The organism is Spirabiliibacterium pneumoniae (assembly GCF_014884995.1).
Taxonomy (GTDB): Bacteria; Pseudomonadota; Gammaproteobacteria; order Enterobacterales; family Pasteurellaceae; genus Spirabiliibacterium; species Spirabiliibacterium pneumoniae.
The window spans coordinates 18,489-35,946 of sequence record NZ_JABMII010000020.1; the positions used below are offsets into that span (position 1 = coordinate 18,489).

At 48.3% G+C, this 17,458-nt stretch carries 14 protein-coding genes; 1 reads left to right on the forward strand and 13 read right to left on the reverse strand.

What is annotated here, in order from left to right:
• Positions 1-33: 33 nt before the first annotated feature.
• The 7 genes from rfaC to HPC38_RS10190 form a co-directional block, all read right to left on the reverse strand.
• Positions 34-990, reverse strand: a complete 957-nt coding sequence (gene rfaC, locus HPC38_RS10160; RefSeq protein WP_208121168.1) for a lipopolysaccharide heptosyltransferase RfaC — start codon at positions 988-990, stop codon at positions 34-36.
• 13 nt (positions 991-1,003) lie between these two features.
• A complete protein-coding gene (waaF, locus tag HPC38_RS10165) occupies positions 1,004-2,047 on the reverse strand; it encodes a lipopolysaccharide heptosyltransferase II (protein WP_208121169.1) in 1,044 nt (347 codons plus the stop codon).
• A gap of 11 nt (positions 2,048-2,058) precedes the next feature.
• Complete coding sequence (rfaD, locus tag HPC38_RS10170; protein ID WP_208121170.1) at positions 2,059-2,982, reverse strand: ADP-glyceromanno-heptose 6-epimerase; 924 nt, start codon at positions 2,980-2,982, stop codon at positions 2,059-2,061.
• 99 nt (positions 2,983-3,081) lie between these two features.
• Positions 3,082-3,792: an acid phosphatase AphA gene (aphA, locus tag HPC38_RS10175; RefSeq protein WP_235977726.1), complete on the reverse strand. Its 711-nt coding sequence runs from the start codon at positions 3,790-3,792 to the stop codon at positions 3,082-3,084.
• A 144-nt stretch (positions 3,793-3,936) separates the two neighbouring features.
• On the reverse strand, positions 3,937-5,910 hold the full coding sequence (locus HPC38_RS10180) for a TRAP transporter permease (RefSeq protein WP_208121171.1): 1,974 nt from the start codon (positions 5,908-5,910) through the stop codon (positions 3,937-3,939).
• Positions 5,907-6,368 (reverse strand): DUF1850 domain-containing protein, encoded by a 462-nt coding sequence (locus HPC38_RS10185; protein WP_208121172.1) that lies wholly within the window; start codon positions 6,366-6,368, stop codon positions 5,907-5,909. The genes HPC38_RS10180 and HPC38_RS10185 overlap by 4 nt, the downstream gene beginning before the upstream one ends.
• Positions 6,368-7,381 carry a TAXI family TRAP transporter solute-binding subunit gene (locus tag HPC38_RS10190; protein ID WP_208121173.1) on the reverse strand — a complete coding sequence of 338 codons (1,014 nt, stop codon included), beginning with the start codon at positions 7,379-7,381 and terminating at the stop codon, positions 6,368-6,370. Before HPC38_RS10190 ends, HPC38_RS10185 begins: the two co-directional genes overlap by 1 nt.
• A gap of 192 nt (positions 7,382-7,573) precedes the next feature.
• On the opposite strand from HPC38_RS10190, the gene nhaA reads away from it, so the two are divergent.
• Entirely contained in the window at positions 7,574-8,761 is a 1,188-nt protein-coding gene (nhaA, locus tag HPC38_RS10195; protein WP_208121174.1) for a Na+/H+ antiporter NhaA, read from the forward strand.
• Positions 8,762-8,842: 81 nt separating this feature from the next.
• Here the strand turns inward: nhaA and glyA are convergent, their stop codons facing one another.
• From glyA to HPC38_RS10225, 6 genes are all read right to left on the reverse strand, one after another.
• Positions 8,843-10,096 (reverse strand): serine hydroxymethyltransferase, encoded by a 1,254-nt coding sequence (gene glyA, locus HPC38_RS10200; RefSeq protein WP_208121175.1) that lies wholly within the window; start codon positions 10,094-10,096, stop codon positions 8,843-8,845.
• 110 nt (positions 10,097-10,206) lie between these two features.
• On the reverse strand, positions 10,207-10,704 hold the full coding sequence (locus HPC38_RS10205) for a hypothetical protein (RefSeq protein ID WP_208121176.1): 498 nt from the start codon (positions 10,702-10,704) through the stop codon (positions 10,207-10,209).
• Entirely contained in the window at positions 10,701-11,225 is a 525-nt protein-coding gene (locus HPC38_RS10210; protein WP_208121177.1) for a hypothetical protein, read from the reverse strand. Before HPC38_RS10210 ends, HPC38_RS10205 begins: the two co-directional genes overlap by 4 nt.
• Positions 11,222-12,511 carry a phosphoribosylamine--glycine ligase gene (gene purD / locus HPC38_RS10215; RefSeq protein WP_208121178.1) on the reverse strand — a complete coding sequence of 430 codons (1,290 nt, stop codon included), beginning with the start codon at positions 12,509-12,511 and terminating at the stop codon, positions 11,222-11,224. The genes HPC38_RS10210 and purD overlap by 4 nt, the downstream gene beginning before the upstream one ends.
• 169 nt (positions 12,512-12,680) lie before the next feature.
• Positions 12,681-15,632: an Ig-like domain-containing protein gene (locus tag HPC38_RS10220; protein WP_208121179.1), complete on the reverse strand. Its 2,952-nt coding sequence runs from the start codon at positions 15,630-15,632 to the stop codon at positions 12,681-12,683.
• Positions 15,629-17,458 (reverse strand): Ig-like domain-containing protein (locus HPC38_RS10225; protein WP_235977727.1); only part of this gene is annotated, 1,830 nt, incomplete at its 5' end. The genes HPC38_RS10220 and HPC38_RS10225, both read right to left, overlap by 4 nt.

Consider the following 17,458-nt stretch of genomic DNA (forward strand, 5'->3'; position numbering starts at 1 on the left):
TCAAACCGCCTTTTTATTTCTAAGGATTACACATTAAGGATCGATTAAATCTATCAAGGTATTCCATACCTGATCTGGCAAGATTTGTTGCATACTTGATGCCGTCAGCGCAATTTGATTATTCCCATAACTTCCTATCAACTTAGGATCAGTTGCACCATACAGCCCGATACAAGGCACATCAAGCGCTGCCGTTAAATGAGAAAGCCCTGTATCTACGGCAACAACACTCAACGCATTCGCCAAAATGCTCGCCATTTCCGAAAGGCTGCTTTTTGATAACACCGACGCTAACGCAAACCCTGCGGCTAAACGTTCAGCACGCTCACGCTCACGCTCATTCCCCCAAGGCAATTTAACCGCTACGCCAAGTGCGGTAGTACGCGCAATCAAATCACGCCAATAATCTTCGTGCCAATGTTTTTCATCGCGCGTTGTCGAATGAATAAATACGCAATACGCAGCAGGTTCACTTTGCGCTTTAAGATATTGAGTAATGCCGTAATTACCCTTGCTTCTCGGCACAGAGTAGCCTAACGCAGAGGCAAACAATGCGCGAGTTCGCTCAACAGCGTGCTGCTCTGGCGCGATATCGTAACGCTTGTCATAAAAAAATGACGCAATGGGCTCACGCGCACTTTTGCGATCATAGCCATGTTTCGTCCCACGAATAAGACGAGTTGCAAAAAAAGCACTTTTGAATAAACCTTGCGCATCGATCACAGCATCATATTGTGTTTCTCTTAATCTATTACGATAAGCACGCCATTCCTGCCATGTTTTATAGCTTAACGGTGACTTTCGCCAGCGCCGAAGTGATATTTTTATCACATGATCCACAGCCGTGTGCCAAAAAGGAATCTCAATAAAATCCTCTTCCACAACCCAGTCAAATGTAATGCCATCAATGGCTTGTTGTGCATCGGTTAAGGCTGGCAATGTGTGCAAAATATCACCCATAGACGACGTCTTTACAATACAAACTTTCATAAGTTCACCACATTTATTTTTGAATAACTCGCTCTAAAGCGTCTAATGCCATTTCTGGCGTAATATCCATTAAACTTTGATGATACCCTTGTGCATTATCTTTGCTCGACCGCACTTTAATTAAGCCACCATCAATTAACCGAATCACTTCCACGTTATCACTCAGTGGCGGAGTGTATTCAGGGCTGGTTGGGCCGTATAATGCTACCAACGGGCGACCAAGGGCAGCAGCAATGTGCATCAACCCCGAATCATTGCTCACCACAGCATCACAAACGGACATTAAATCAATCACCTCAGGCAATGTCGTTTGCCCAGCTAAGTTGACGCAAAAGCGTTGGCTCTCAGGCGAAAGTGCGGTTTTAATCTGCTCACCGACCGCTTCATCTTTCGTCGAACCAAAAATCTGCACCTGATAACCGCGCGTAACGAGCACTTCTGCAAGGCTTGCGTAGTGATAATGTGGCCAACGTTTCGCCGGCCCAAACTCTGCCCCTGGGCAAAAGCCGATCACGCGGCGGTGTTGTGCCTGCTCAATTTGGCGTGCGAATTTAGCTAACGTTTGTGCCACCGCACTTTGCTCAACACGCAAATAAGGCTTGTGGATCACCATCTCCGTCGCCGCAGGCACTTGCGCTTTATCAAACCCGAGTGCGACATAACGCTGCACCATCAGTGGATAATCCTGCTTATTTTTACGCCAGTCGTTGAGCAAGCCGTAACGGCTTTCCCCAATCCAGCCACGACGATGCGCAATGCGCGCGAAAAACGGCACCAAGGCGGATTTTAACGAGTTGGGCAGCACGATCGCCATGTCGTATTGCCCACGCAATGCCTTCCCCAAACGATAACGCTCGGCCAACGCAAAACGCCCGTGCCCAATGGGCATTTCTAGCGCATGGCGCACCTCAGGCATGCGTGAGAGCAACGCACGACACCAATTCGGTGCCAGCACATCAATAGTGGCGTCAGGATAGCGCTCTTTGAGTTGTTGATAGAGGCTGTGAGACATCATCATATCCCCCACCCACGACGGCCCGATAATGAGAATATTCACCGCACTTTTCCTTATCGATTCAACCACGCCATATATTCCGCCACGCCCTCTGCCACGTTTTTAAATGGCTTGTCGTAGCCTGCGGTGCGCAGTTTGGTTAAATCAGCTTGGGTGTATTCTTGATAGCGACTTTTTAAATGCTCAGGGAATGGGATGGTTTCAATTTCCCCCTTGCCATGGTAGGCAATCACCGCTTTGGCGATTTCTTCAAAACTTTCTGCATTGCCTGTGCCGCAGTTGTAAATGCCTGAAATACCGTGCTCCCAGCACCATAAATTGACCGCCGCCACGTCGCCGACATACACAAAATCACGGCGGAAATGTTCCGAGCCTTGGAATAATTTCGGATTTTCACCGTTTAAAATTTGATTGTTTAAGTGAAATGCTACACTCGCCATACTGCCTTTGTGGCTTTCCCGTGGGCCATAAACGTTGAAGTAGCGAAAGCCGCAAAGGGGTGATTGCGCTTGAGGCAAGATGTCTCGCACATATTGGTCAAATAAGAATTTAGAATAGCCGTAGACATTCAACGGCGCTTCAAATTGACGCTCTTCCACAAAGGTGTCTCGGTCGCCGTAAGTCGCCGCCGATGAGGCATACAAAAATGGAATTTGGCGATCAAGGCAATAATGCAGCAACTCTTTGGAATATTCATAGTTGTTTTGCATCATGTATTTGCCGTTCCACTCGGTGGTCGCCGAACACGCGCCTTCATGAAAAACAGCATCCACCGGCCCGAAATCATCACCGGCGATAATCGAGGCGATAAAATCCTCTTTGTCACAATAGTCTGCGATGTCCAAATCCACCATGTTGGCAAATTTGGTGCCGTCGGTGAGGTTATCCACCACCAAAATATCACGTCGCCCTGTGTCGTTTAGGGCTTTTACAATATTGCTGCCGATAAAGCCAGCGCCACCCGTTACAATAATCATACGCGTATCCTTTTGTGTTTTTCTTCATTGTAAAGGATTTTGTCGCTGAGCAAAATAAAAAGTGCGGTCAGACCGCACTTTTCTCTTCACGCTCGCCGCTTAGTAACTGGAATTGATCAGCACTTCCTCACCATAGCCACCCACCGTTGGCAGCGGTTGATAGGTGGAATTAGCCGCACGGATAATGCGAATGCCTCGAATGCCTGCCTCACGCGCCGCTAAAATATCATCGTCACTGTCACCGTAGTGAATTTGGACATTGTGCGCTTTGATGGCTGGCGTTTTGTTGTATTTGGTATCGCGTGGCTTGCCGCCCATAAATTCCACAGGCTGCATATTCTTAATGCCGAAATCTTTTTGCAAAATTGGCGTTACGCCGTCCACATCGCCTGCGGTGCGACCAGTGATAAAGTAGATGGTATCTCCTCGTTTTTGGTGCATGTCAATTAACTCGTGAGCAATTTTTTTCGGAATAGAATATTGATCACAGCCAGCGTTCACTTCGTTCCAAAAATCTTGATTTTTCAAGTAGTCACCGCTGTTTGGAGAGTATTTTTCTTGCCCTTGATAAAAACACGGGCTGGAGAACAACACCGTATCATCAATATCAAAACTCACCGCCATTGGGGCTTTGTTTTTTAATTCCTGCGCCAATTGATCAACTGAGATCCAATGCACAGGCGCTTCAACCAATAATTCTTTGGCGTTCGTGCCAGCTTGAGTATAAGGCTCTTTAGGTGCAGCCTGCGCACTGACCGCACTTACACCTAATACTGTGCTGATTAACATCGCCATCCATTGTTTTTTCATTTTTTAACTCCTGTTTTTCTAAAAGGAAAATTAAGGAGCGCCATTTTAGCGAAAGAGATGATATTAAAATGCGATCTGGTTCAAGAATTTTATCTGTCAAAATTTGATCGTTGAAAAAATCCCCAGCTGGCACTGGGGAATCGATTATTTGCGGTGGAAATTGAGGAAAGCAATGAGCAGCACAACGATAATGCCCACCAAATCGGTAATGTGCTCTGGGGTGATCAACATCAAGGAACCGCAAGCAAGTACGATGCACTGCCACACGGGCATTGGCTGTTTGAAATAGCCTTCAAGGGCCGCAGACAGCCCAAGCACGCCAATAATGGAGGTGACAATCACGCTGACAATGGCGATCACACTCGGCAGTGGAAAATCGCGTGCAGTGATGGCCAGCCCAGTGGGGTCGATCATCAGCATGGTTGGGTTATACACAAACATAAACGGCACGATAAAGCCCGCCAGCGCCAAGCGTAAAGATTGCCAGCCCGTTTTCATCGGGTCGCCCCCTGAAATGCCCGCCCCTGCAAACGCCGCTAGTGCCACCGGTGGCGTGATGTTAGCAAAAATGCCGAAATAAAAGACAAACATATGCGCCACAATCACAGGGATATCAAACGTCGCCAGCGCTGGTGCGGCCATGGTTGCAGTGATGATATAGGCAGGAATTGACGGCAAGCCCATTCCTAGTACCATTGACGCCAACATGGTTAAAATCAGGGTGAATAACAACGAGCCTGCACCCAATGTAACGATAGATGAGGTCATCACCGAGCCAAAGCTGGTGAGGTTCACCACGCCAATCACAATCCCAACCACAGCACAGGCCGCCATCACAGGCAGTGCTTGGCGCGCGCCATCTTCCAGTGCGCCGAGAATATCGCGCCAGCCCATGCGCGTTTCTTGGCGGATTTGGCTCACCAGCACCGTAATGCCAATGGTGTAGGCGGCGGCGTAGCCAATTGGCACCGATTCAACCAAAAACCACACCAGTGCCACAATTGGCAACAACATATGCCCACGGGCTTTCATCACCGCTTTCAGCTGTGGCAACTGTTCACGGGGGATGCCTTTTAAGTTGCGTTTACCTGCACGAAAATGCACCTGTGCAATCACACTTAAATAATACAACACGGCAGGCAACAAGGCGGCCAGTGCAATAGTGCTATAACTCACACCCGTGGTTTCCGCCATAATAAACGCACTGGCACCCATAATTGGCGGCAGCACTTGCCCGCCCACTGAGGCACTGGCCTCCACGGCGCCTGCAAACTCTTTGCGGTAGCCGATTTTTTTCATCAAGGGAATGGTAAACGCCCCTGTGCTGACCACATTCGCCACTGCGGCACCATTAATACTGCCCATAAAGCCACTGGAAATCACCGCCACTTTCGCAGGCCCGCCTTGTTTATCCCCTGCCAACGCCAATGCCAAGTCATTAAACAACTGCCCCATGCCTGATCGCCCTAAAAATGCGCCAAACAAGATAAATAAGAAAATAAAGGTCACCGACGCACCAATAGCTGAAGAATAAAGCCCTTCGGTTTTAAGATAGAGCTGTCCGAAAATGTCGCCAATATCGTAAGGGCGCGTGAGCAGGCGATCAGGCATAAAACTCATGGAGCTGATAAACGGATAAACCAAAAAGATCAGCGCAAAAATCACCAAAATCCAGCCTGTGATCCGCCGCGCCGCTTCCAGCACAACTAATACAGTCAACATTGCAAAGGCAATATCCCATTGATTTGGAATGCCACCGCGCACCGTCATAATGGCATCATATTGCACTATCAAATAGCCCACACCAGAAAGTGCGGTCAGCCCCCAAAGCCAGTCAAACCACGCAATCTTATCGCGTCGTGCAGATTTGCTGACAGGGTAAAGCAAAAAAATCAACAAGCAACCCACCCCAACATGGATGGCGCGTTGTAGTAACGTTGGCAGCGGATAAAATGTGATATAAAGATGAAATAACGAATAAAAAATCGCAATGCCCACCAGCAGGTATTGTTGTACGCCTGCGACCAAATGCCGCGTAACCGATTCGCGATCAAATTTTTCTAAAATGGCTTGTTCGTGCGCTCCTAACGTATTAGGCGCGTGCGGCTTGTCACTCATTGGCATCTTCTCCATAAAAACATAAAAAATGGCTGTTTGATTGGGCGAATTGTCACAGGACTATAATCAGGTAGATGTTGATAAATAGCCCATTGCTCACCGTTCATTAACACTGTGCCTTGCATATTGCGTGATACCATCCAGTTAATCTCGCGCATAGCTATCGCCCGCTTGAACCCCACATAGCCAGGTGGCGCGCTGATGGACTCACCTTTTGAAGGCGTGCCCGCCCCAAAGGTTTGCATCCACGTGGCGGTGAGCATAAGCTGCTCGCCTTGGGTACGATATTGTTCAATCCACCACTGGTGCTCCACCGAATGATGCCAGCGCAGGCGAAATGTTTCGCCTTTTAACAAGCAATGCAGGGTTTCACTGTGGAATTCAACACCCTGCACTGGCACCAAAGCACAAAGTGCGGTCAGCCCCAATACCGCCAGACCGCACTTTAGCTTATTCATTATTTTTGACCGTTGACTTCAGCGTAATATTTCTCAGCGCCAGGGTGCAATGGTGCAACCAATCCTTCTTGCGCGCCCTCCACCGTGATGGCTTTCGCCGCTTGGTGTGCGGTGGCCAGTGCAGGCAGGCTTTCAAAGAACTGCTTAGTTAATTTATACACATCGTCAGTGCTCATTTTGGTTTGCACCACAAGCGCATTTTTAATCGCCACCGTTGGCACAGGCTCTTTGTTGCCGTAGGTGTTTGCAGGAATGTCCATTGGCGTGAAATACGGCCTACTTTCCGCAATTTTCGCTGCACCATCTGCAGGAATGCTGACCAACTGCAAATCAAAGCCTTGTTGCAGCTCCATCAACGAAGAGTTCGGTAAGCCACTGGTTAAAAAGGCCGCATCAATTTTGCCCGCTTTGAGCGCATCGGCCGCTTCGGCGTAACCTAAGTAATCCACGGTGATGTCGTTATAGGTAATGCCAAAGCCCGCCAACAAATTACGCGCATTGACTTCAACGCCTGAATTTTGTGCACCAGTAGCTACGCGTTTGCCTTTCAAGTCCGTGATGGTTTTAATGCCTGTTTTGCCAGAGGTGACAATTTGCACAAAGTTAGGATACAACGCCGCCATTTCGCTGACACTGTCCAATTTTTGACTGAAATTGCCTGTGCCGTTCACCGCATCGCTGAGCACATCACTCATCACAAACGCCATTTCCACTTTGCCTTGATTGATCAAATTGATATTCTCAACCGAGGCGCCTGTGGTTTGGGTCTTCGAATTAGTTTTAAACACCTTGGAGTAGGTTTCTGCAAGCGTAGTTCCAATAATATTATATGGCCCCGATGCACCGCCTGTGGCAATGGTGACAAATTTACTCTCAAGCCCTTGGCTGGCATCTGACTGTGTACTGGTACTGCTTTGTTGATTTTGCGCAGGCTGTTTGTCGTCACAGGCGTTGAGTGTTAACAAACTCACCGCGCCAATGGCGAATGCAAGGGTACTTTTCATCAATTTCATAGGCTCTCCTTTCATGATTTAACTTATTTTTATCATTTCTGTAACATTGAAAATATGATCTCTGTCTAAAACTGTCAATAAAATATCCAAATCAATGCAAGAAAATGTGAGCTAACTCTACATTCTTATCATATTCAGTTATAATCAAACCGCACTTTTAAAATAAAAATGCACAAGAATTTAAGGAGTTATATGACCTCGTTTATTAAGCGTTTTCTCAAAATGGAATCCTCAGGTGGCATTATCTTACTTGCCACCGCACTGCTGGCGCTACTGTTCGCCAACTCACCTTGGGCGGGGCACTATTTTGGTTTTCTTAACACCAAGTTGACAATTAGCTTTGGTGAATATGGGCTATCAAAAGCATTGTTGCTATGGATTAATGACGGGCTGATGGCGGTGTTCTTTTTGCTGGTCGGGCTTGAGGTAAAGCGTGAAATTCTCATCGGTTCTCTATCAAGCTATCAACAAGCCATTTTACCCGTGCTTGCAGCTATAGGTGGCATGGTGATGCCCGCCTTAGTATTTTGGGGCATTAATCAGCATGATCCTGTTGCTATGGAAGGTTGGGCCATTCCAATGGCAACTGACATCGCCTTCGCGCTTGGCATTTTAGCTCTGCTGGGTCGACGTATTCCACTGGCGCTGAAAATCTTTTTACTGGCGCTGGCCATTATTGATGATCTCGGCGCGATTGTGGTAATTGCCATTTTCTACGCCAGTGATCTTAGCACGGCCGCCATGGTTGGTGCGGGCATTTGCATCGCCTTATTGGTAATCCTGAACCGCATGCGCATCGGTGCATTAACAAGCTATATGCTAATCGGTTTAGTGTTGTGGGTATGCGTACTGAAATCAGGTGTACACGCCACGCTCGCAGGCGTAATTTTAGGCTTCACCATTCCGCTGACGGATAAAAATGGTGACAGCCCGCTGGAGCATTTGGAACACACACTCACCCCGTGGTCAGCCTTTTTCATTTTGCCTATTTTTGCCTTTGCCAATGCAGGTGTATCCCTTGCTGGTGTAAACGGTGATATGCTCTTTAGTGCGCTACCAATGGGCATCAGCACAGGCTTATTGTTCGGCAAAACCTTAGGCGTGTTTGGCTTTGCCTTTTTGGCAATCAAACTCGGCGTGGCAAAACTGCCTGATAAAGTGCGGTTAAAGCACATCTTTGGTGTGGCCATACTTTGTGGAATCGGCTTTACGATGGCGATGTTTCTCTCAGGTCTCGCCTTTGAAAACACCAGTGAGGAAATCAACACCCTCTCGCGCATCGGTATTTTGCTGGGATCACTAATGTCAGCCATTTTAGGCTACACCACGTTGCGCCTGCTTACTCGCCGCAAGCCAAAAGCGCGTGTAGTGCGAGTGTAAGACACGATAAAGTGCGGTTGGCACTAACCTGAGCAACAAAAAAGCGAGCTAAATGCTCGCTTTTTTATAGCGTTTCAATGATTACGCATAAACAGGAAAACGTTTGCACAACGCCAATACTTTTTCTTTTGTTTGTGCAATCACCTCTTCGCTCTCAATGTTGTCTAACACGTCACACATCCAGCCTGCCAACTCTTTGGCTTCCGCCTCTTTAAAGCCGCGGCGTGTGATCGATGGCGTGCCCACACGAATGCCTGAGGTCACAAACGGGCTTTTTGGATCGTTTGGTACGGCATTTTTATTCACGGTGATGTTAGCGCGTCCTAACGCAGCGTCGGCGGCTTTCCCCGTTAAGCCTTTATTGACTAAATCTACCAAGAACAAGTGATTTTCAGTGCTATTGGAGACAATATTGTAACCACGTGCTTTGAATACCTCCACCATGGCTTTGGCGTTTTTCACCACTTGCTGTTGATAGGCTTTAAATTCTGGCTCCATCGCCTCTTTAAAGCACACCGCTTTGGCAGCAATCACGTGCATCAATGGGCCACCTTGACCTGCTGGGAACACTGCACTGTTGAGTTTTTTGTACAGTTCTTCATTGCCCCCTTTGGCTAAAATCAAGCCACCGCGTGGGCCTGCTAAGGTTTTATGGGTGGTGGTGGTAACAACGTGGGCATGATCAATCGGGCTTGGGTACACGCCAGCGGCAATAAGGCCTGCCACGTGCGCCATATCCACAAACAAATACGCGCCCACTTCATCGGCGATTTCACGCATTTTCGCCCAATCCACCACTTGCGAATAAGCCGAAAAGCCGCCGACAATCATTTTCGGTTTCACTTCAAGCGCTTGTTTGCGCAATGCGTCGTAGTCAATCACGCCATCATCAGTGATGCCATATTGCTCAGCGTGATAAATTTTGCCTGAAAAACTCACCGCCGCCCCGTGGGTTAAGTGCCCACCGTGGGCCAAGCTCATGCCTAAAATGGTGTCGCCTGGTTGCAACAACGCCATATACACCGCCGCATTCGCCTGTGAACCTGAGTGCGGTTGCACGTTGGCATAATCTGCTCCAAACAACGCTTTCGCGCGGTCAATCGCCAATTGTTCAACCACATCCACATGCTCACAGCCACCATAGTAGCGTTTGCCTGGGTAGCCTTCGGCGTATTTGTTGGTCAACTGCGAGCCTTGCGCTTCCATCACGCGTGGGCTAGCGTAGTTTTCAGAGGCGATCAGCTCAATGTGCTCATCTTGACGGCGGTCTTCCGCTTTGATGGCCTCCCACAGCTGAGGATCATAATCTGCAATATTCATGGCGCGTTTTAACATAGTCTTTCCTTGTTTCTATTGGGGGTTGAATTGTAATAGTCTAACGGTTTTTACGCACGGTTCAAGCGTGCTGGATATCAATTTTTTCACATATAAATGAATTAGATTCATCAGCGTTTGCAGCCACCATAAAATTTATGCTCACCGATGCGCTGCTCATAGTTAAATTTATCTTGGGCAAAATCCAACAGCCGAAAATCAATTTCATTGCCCTGCTCATCGTCACTGGACAACGCCTCAAACAGCGCTTGCTCCATCGCCTGCGCTTGTGGGTTTTGCGCCAGCATAGCCTCCACCTGCTGAGAAAAATCACGCTGCACCTTGTTCTCAGTTAAGGTCAACACCAAATGATCCGCCTTGAGTGCCCACGTGCCACGGGCTTGGCTGCGATAATGCAACACGGGCTTTTCAATCGGCGTTTCTGCAATGCCTTGGCTTTTAAACGTGCCATCAGCGTTAAACTCCGTGGCATCAATGGTGCCAAGACTGATGTCATCATAACTTACACCACACAGCCATTTGCCGTGCAAATCCACAGGCTTCACCGTCAGCGCATACGCATTAAGGCTCGCCAAAAGGCAAAGTGCGGTCAAGATTGATTTTATCACTTGATCTCCTGTTTATGGGCGCGCACGCAGCCACCATAATAGCTCTCATCACCACGATGCTGCACATAGGAAAACTCACGCGCGCTGACATCAATAAGCTCAACGCGGCTGGCCACATCGCCTGGACGGTGCTCTGCATTGGCGCGAGCAAACAACGCTTGCTCTTGCGCCCGCCATTTTTTCGATGTTTTCAATTTACGTTGCGTGCTGTCGCTGTGCTGGCGGGTGAGCGTTGCATTCGTGACATGAAAATCCACCACATTATCACGCTGCTGCCAATGCCCCGTAAATGTTTGCGCAAAACGAAACAGCGGCTTTCGCATCGGGTAAACAAAGCTGCCTTTGCCCTCAAAGCGCCCATCAGGCAAAAAGCGGATATAATCCGTCTGCGCCATATTTTGTTTTTTATGGGTCATTGGGCAGACCCAATCCCCCACCAGTGGAGACGTTGCACTAACACGGCCGTGCTGCACACAGCCTGATAGCGCCAACAAACAAAGTGCGGTCAAAGGCCATTTCACGACATCACCTGCTCACGCGCAATGGCACGATGCCCAATATCACGGCGGTAAAAGCGCCCATTCCACGTAATTTTTTCCGCCAGCATTAAGGCTTTTTGCTGCGCAGCCGCCACCGTATCGCCAAGTGCGGTCACGCACAACACGCGCCCACCGTCGGTGATAAATTTACCGTCTTGCGCTTTCACGCCCGCTAAAAACACTTTGCCGTCTTGAACCGCACTTTTCACACCTGAAATCTCATCGCCCTTGCGATACTCACCAGGGTAGCCCTGCGCGGCCAGCACAATGCCTAGCGCGGCTTGCTCTCGCCATTGTGAACGCACGGTGTCGAGCTTGCCATCGCACGCGGCTAAGCACAATTCCACCAAGTCGGATTCCAAGCGCATCATAATCGGCTGGGTTTCTGGATCGCCAAAGCGACAATTGTATTCAATCACTTTTGGCTGCCCGTCAGGCATAATCATCAGCCCTGCATACAAAAAGCCCGTGTAGGTGTTGCCCTCGGCAGCCATGCCTTCGACGGTTGGCACGATGACCTCTTGCATAATGCGTTGGTGAATCGCCTCACTCACCACAGGGGCGGGTGAATAGGCGCCCATGCCGCCCGTATTCAAGCCTGTGTCGCCCTCGCCCACGCGTTTGTGATCTTGGCTGGTGGCCATAGGCTCGATGTGTTTGCCGTCCACCATCACGATAAAACTCGCCTCTTCGCCAGCTAAAAATTCTTCCACCACAATGCGATGGCCAGCGTCGCCAAAGGCATTGCCTGCGAGCATATCACGCACCGCACTTTCGGCCTCTTCCAGCGTCATTGCCACAATCACGCCTTTGCCCGCCGCCAAACCGTCGGCTTTGATCACAATCGGAGCGCCTTTTTCACGCACATAGGCAAGGGCTGGCTCCACTTCAGTGAAATTGGCATAGTCCGCCGTTGGAATATGGTGGCGTGCTAAGAAATCTTTGGTGAACGCTTTCGAGCCTTCAAGCTGGGCTGCCGCTTTGGTTGGGCCGAAAATTTTCAAGCCTGCCGCCCGAAAGGCATCCACCACCCCAAGAACCAACGGTGCTTCAGGGCCAACAATGGTCAGATCGATAGCTTGTTCACGGGCAAACTCCACTAGGCGCGCCACATCAGTGACCGCGATAGCGACATTTTCCACCTTGGGCTCTAGCGCCGTACCCGCATTGCCTGGGGCGACAAAAACACGCTCCACTTTATCAGATTGTGCCACTTTCCAGGCCAGTGCGTGTTCACGCCCTCCATTTCCTATGATTAAGATATTCATCTTGTGTCCTTTTGGTGAGGTTGGTTTGGGATTTGTGGGTATTTTAACCGTTCTTTGACTTTTCTGCTCGTTTTTTTCTTTGTCTTTCACTAGCACCCTGACCGCACTTTGAGTTTTGATGGGTATAAAAAACCCACCGCGGTGGGTGGGTTTTTATCATTGCATTATATTATCCAAGGATAACATTATCCGTTAAACGCTCATCAATAAGGACTTTTAGACCTGTCTCAGTTTCATACTCATAACCGCTAATATTCTGATGATCTGGAGTTTCCCGTGATATCAACTTAGTACCTTTGGAGCCAGAAAGATGGATTTCATTTGATTGATCTTTTGTTCCGAAAATAACTAATCCATTAGGATGATTATCTGATGAATCTGAGAAGAAACTATCAAAATCACTCGCCGTCAATTTAACTGTGAGTGCTTTGGCGCCATCAATATTCAAAAACTCTAGTTTTTTCATTTGGTTAGCACTCAATACAGCTGTCGTTTGGCTTTGCATTACAAGCATATCCGTGCCATCACCAAAGTCAATGGTATTTCCATTACCTATACTTGCTGGTTCATTTGAACCGTTAATCACAAGAGTATCATTGCCAGCGCCCATTTCAATGGTATTACCTGCATTCAAACTCGTCGTTTGAATAAGGTCATTACCATCACCCATGTTGATGGTTGAACCTGTAATACCGTCATGTTCAACATAGATACGGTCATTGCCTGCCCCCATGTTCACTAATGACCCTGACAACTGTGCCGTTTTTGGATCATAGAGGTTGAGGTAGTCATCACCATTGCCCATATTGATGATAACATCTGGCTCACCAGCAACACCTGCGCCAGACTCAATACGACCTGCTTCAAGCACATTGTTACCATTGCCTAGGTCAATCACAATTTTCTCACCTGGATTTGGTTGAGTATCAATTGTTCCTGGCAATTGCAAAATGTCATCGCCATCAGTAGCCTTCCATTGTGAATCTGGTGTGGCTTGTTGACCACCTTCCAACATCGGTGCGTATGCGATACCTTTTTCATAAAGCTCAGGGATATCACCTTTATCCATACCTTCATTTGACGGGCCTTCGGTCTTAGTCAAAGACGTTGTCAAGCGGTTAACACCATCCATCAAATGGCTATCTAACTGTGCTGGCGCGGTTCTGTCGATGTCTTCAGCAGTTTTGCCATCTTGTTCAACATTCGCTTTCACGTCAAACTCATCGCCGTTTTTCACGCTTGTTAACCATTTGCTGCTATGCGGTACGTCAACAGACCAGTTGCCACGGCCATCGACAGTAGCAGTGCCTTCAAACAACACTTCCGTTGAGTTCTTTTTCGTCACGCTCACTTTCACTTCAGTGCCTTGGCGAACTTCAGTTGTTGAACCCGCCACCACAAATGGGAAGTCGTCTTTCAACTGTTGTTGAGAGATTTTCGCATAACCATTGCCATCAACAGGCCCTTGGATATCTTGACCAATTTTGTTGATATCCACGCCCACTTCATTAGGGTTTTTCGGTTGTGGCTCTGGCTCTGGTGTTGGTTCAGCTGGTTTGTTGTTATTGGCCACACTCACTGTGCCTTCGCCTTTCGCGCCATCTTTATCAGTTACTTCGTATTTAATTTCAGGGATTTCACCTGTGTAACCTTCTTTTGGCGTAAATTCGAATTGACCATCTTTGCCAATGGTCAATGTGCCAGCATCTTCTTCACCATTTTTGATCACAGTTGGCTCACCTACAGGGATCTCTTTGTCACCGACGGTAATTTTGGTCACTGTCAAGTCTTTGTGTGGATCGTTGCTTAAACCATCTGGATCACGATCGTTATCCAACACGTTGCCTGAAGCGGGTTCATTGCTTGAGCCTGCAAAGTTGTCAGCTTCCGCACTTGGCGCTTGGTTTTCTGGGTTTTTGTTGGTCACTTTCAATGTGCCCGTTGCATCCTTGTCACCATCGCTGACAGTGTAAGTGATATCAGGGATTTCACCGTGATAGCCTTTTTCAGGCGTTACTGTGAATGTGCCATCTTCATTCAAGGTCACTTTGGCAATTGGGTTGCCGTGCTCATCATTGATAGTGGTTTCTTTACCCACAGGGATGTCTTGGTCACCCACTTTGCCACCAGTGACTTTCAATTTACCTGAATTGTCAGGATCGTTGTCGTTGGTCAACACGTTGCCCGTTGCTGGCTTATCAAATGAACCTTCGCCTGTATCATCAGTAGTTACTGGTGCTTGATTTTCAGGTTGTGGATTTTTGTTTGTCACCGTCAATGAGCCTTCATCTGTTTTGTCACCATCAGTGATGGTGTAGCTGACCTTCGGCATTTCACCAGTGTAATCTTTCGCTGGTGTTACCACAAAGTCACCATTTTCATCCACTTTGATGGTGCCAATTTGTTTGCCGTCTTTCATGATTGGTGTTTCTTTACCTAACGTTAAGTTATCAGGCTCACCATCACCATTAAGATCCACTTTCACTTCGGTCAGTGAAATGGTTTCTTTGCCATCTTCATCGGTGTCGTTGTCTAACAAATTACCTTTTGCTGGTTCCTCTGTTGTACCATTCGCTTTATCTTCCACTGCCACTGGCGCATGGTTTTCAGGCGCAGCTGGTGGATCTTGCGGTTCAGGTTGTGGCTGTTCAGCAGCTTTATTGGTGTTTGTCACCGTCAAGCTGTTTTCTGTGGTCGCACCGTCTTTGTCTGTCGCCGTGTAGGTAATTTTCGGCAAGTCGCCAGTGTAGCCCTCTTTTGGCGTCACTTCAAAGCTACCGTCTTTATTCACGGTCACAGTCGCGATCTCTTGACCCTTATTATCCAAAATTGGGGTCGCTTTACCAACTGTGATTTCAGTTGGTTTGCCGTTGCTTTCAACAACCACTTTTGTCACTTCAAGGTCTTTTGTGCCTTCTTGAGCAGCACCATCTGGATCGCTGTCGTTAGCCAACACATTACCTTTAGCTGGCTCTTTGCTAGACCCTTTAGCGGTATCAGGCTCTGATGTTGGTACTTTATTTTCAGGTTGTACTTGTGGATCTTGTGGATCTTTACCGTCGTCACCTGGGGTTGGCTTATTCCCATCGTTATCAGGTTTGTTATCGTTAGTGACTTTCAACTTCTGTCTTTGCCATCAGTCACAGTATAAGTCACCTCTGGCAAATCACCTGTATAGCCTTTGCTTGGGGTGATTGTGAAGTCACCGTTTTCATCCACTTTAATGGTGCCAATTTGTTCACCGTCTTTGAAAATCGGTGTTTCTTTGCCCAATGGCAAGTCATCAGGTGTGCCGTCTCCATCAAGATCAACTTTCACGCCAGTCACTTTTAATGGATCTGAATCGTCATCTTTGTCGTTGGTTAACACGTTACCTTTTGCAGGTTTGTCACTTGAGCCATTGGCTTCGTCATCGTTGGCATCAGGCGCATGGTTTTCAGGCTGTGCTGGATCATCGCTAGGGTCTTTGCCTGCGTCGTCTTTATCTTTGTTTGGCTCAGCCTTGCCATCGTCTTTACCATGATTACCCGCTTTATCTTCTGCGTCGGTTTCCACTTTGCCGCCATCTTTCACATCTTTTGCTGGGATGGTGATAGTGCCGTTGTTGTCAATTGTCACATCTGGGTTGTCTGTTGGGTTTTCAATTTCCCATTTGCCATCAGGATTTTTAACCACGGTCACGGTTTTATCTTTGCCGCCATCTTCTGGTGGGAAGGTGATGGTCACTTTGGTAGCATCAGGGTCTGTTGGCATGTCCACTTTCACATCGCCGTTATCTTGTGGCTTAACTGGCGCAATTGGCGCTTTGCCATCCACAGTCACTTCTGCGGTGTTTGAAGGGGCTGAGTGATTGCCCGCTGGGTCTTTGACCGTCGCTGTTGCTGTGATTTTGTCGCCTTCTTTCACGTCAACGCTGGTGGTAACAGGTTTGCTTGGGTCTTCCACTTTCACTGAGATAGTTTTTTCTTCACGCTCGCCATCTTTGTTAGTGGTTGTGACTTTAATTTCAACAGTGTCACCTTTTTCAGTGCCTTTTGGTAGATCCGCTTGAATGGTGGTTTTATCAGGATTGTTGTCAGATTGATTTTCTTTACCGTTTAAAACACCGTCTTTTGGTGAGTTATCTTCAGGGAAAGAGATAACTGGCGCACCGTTGTTTTCGTCGCTACCGTCAGCCTTGCCATCACCATTGCTGTCGCCTGGTACCACTTGGTCAACGTTGGTTTTGTCATGTGCTGGTTTGCCTGGCACGCCGTCTTTGTTGGTCACTTCCGCAGTGGCGGTCAAAGTGCCTTTTTCAGGGATCGCGTCTTTTGCAACAGGGACTTCAACGGTGCCTTTATTGATCATTTCAGGCGTCAACACGATTGGATCGGCATCTACTGGCTCTTTGCCTTCGCCTTCAAAGGTCACGTGCAAAGTGTCACCTGGTTTAGCGTCTTTTGGCAGGGTGACAGTGGCAGTTGGGTTGTTGTCGACTTCTTCTTTATTTAAGAAGCGATCGGCTGGATCTTTGCCTTCATCACCATCGTGGATCACAATTTCAGGGGCTTCGCGTGCAGGTTCGGCATCATTGCCCGCGGTGCCAGTGGCAGGGGTGCTGTCGTCCGCGCCGTCTTTGCCGCCGATGGCTTTCACTGGGGTGTTGTCTTTCACGGCGTTAGGGTCAAGGGTGACGGTGCCGTCGTTTTCGACATGTACGCCTGTTGGCAAGTCGCCTTCTGGTTTCCATTTGCCGTTCGGGTCTTTCGCCACAACCACGGTGTGGGGTTGGTTGTTTTCGTCAGTGAAGGTGATGGTCACTTTGTCATCGTTGCCTTTTGGCGTCACGATCATGCCACCTTGGTGCGCTGGATCTTGTTCAACGCTTGGTTGGTCAGCCACGTCAGGAGCGTGATTATCATCACCGCCGTGAGAGCGGAACAACGCTGCGCCACCTAAGCCGAC

What these genes read in the sequence shown, in the direction of transcription:
- rfaC (WP_208121168.1), bottom strand. Translation starts at nt 990, where the DNA reads ATGAAAGTTTGTATTGTAAAGACGTCGTCTATGGGTGATATTTTGCAC.
- rfaD (WP_208121170.1), bottom strand. Translation starts at nt 2,982, where the DNA reads ATGATTATTGTAACGGGTGGCGCTGGCTTTATCGGCAGCAATATTGTA.
- aphA (WP_235977726.1), bottom strand. Translation starts at nt 3,792, where the DNA reads ATGAAAAAACAATGGATGGCGATGTTAATCAGCACAGTATTAGGTGTA.
- HPC38_RS10180 (WP_208121171.1), bottom strand. Translation starts at nt 5,910, where the DNA reads ATGAGTGACAAGCCGCACGCGCCTAATACGTTAGGAGCGCACGAACAA.
- HPC38_RS10185 (WP_208121172.1), bottom strand. Translation starts at nt 6,368, where the DNA reads ATGAATAAGCTAAAGTGCGGTCTGGCGGTATTGGGGCTGACCGCACTT.
- HPC38_RS10190 (WP_208121173.1), bottom strand. Translation starts at nt 7,381, where the DNA reads ATGAAATTGATGAAAAGTACCCTTGCATTCGCCATTGGCGCGGTGAGT.
- nhaA (WP_208121174.1), top strand. Translation starts at nt 7,574, where the DNA reads ATGACCTCGTTTATTAAGCGTTTTCTCAAAATGGAATCCTCAGGTGGC.
- glyA (WP_208121175.1), bottom strand. Translation starts at nt 10,096, where the DNA reads ATGTTAAAACGCGCCATGAATATTGCAGATTATGATCCTCAGCTGTGG.
- purD (WP_208121178.1), bottom strand. Translation starts at nt 12,511, where the DNA reads ATGAATATCTTAATCATAGGAAATGGAGGGCGTGAACACGCACTGGCC.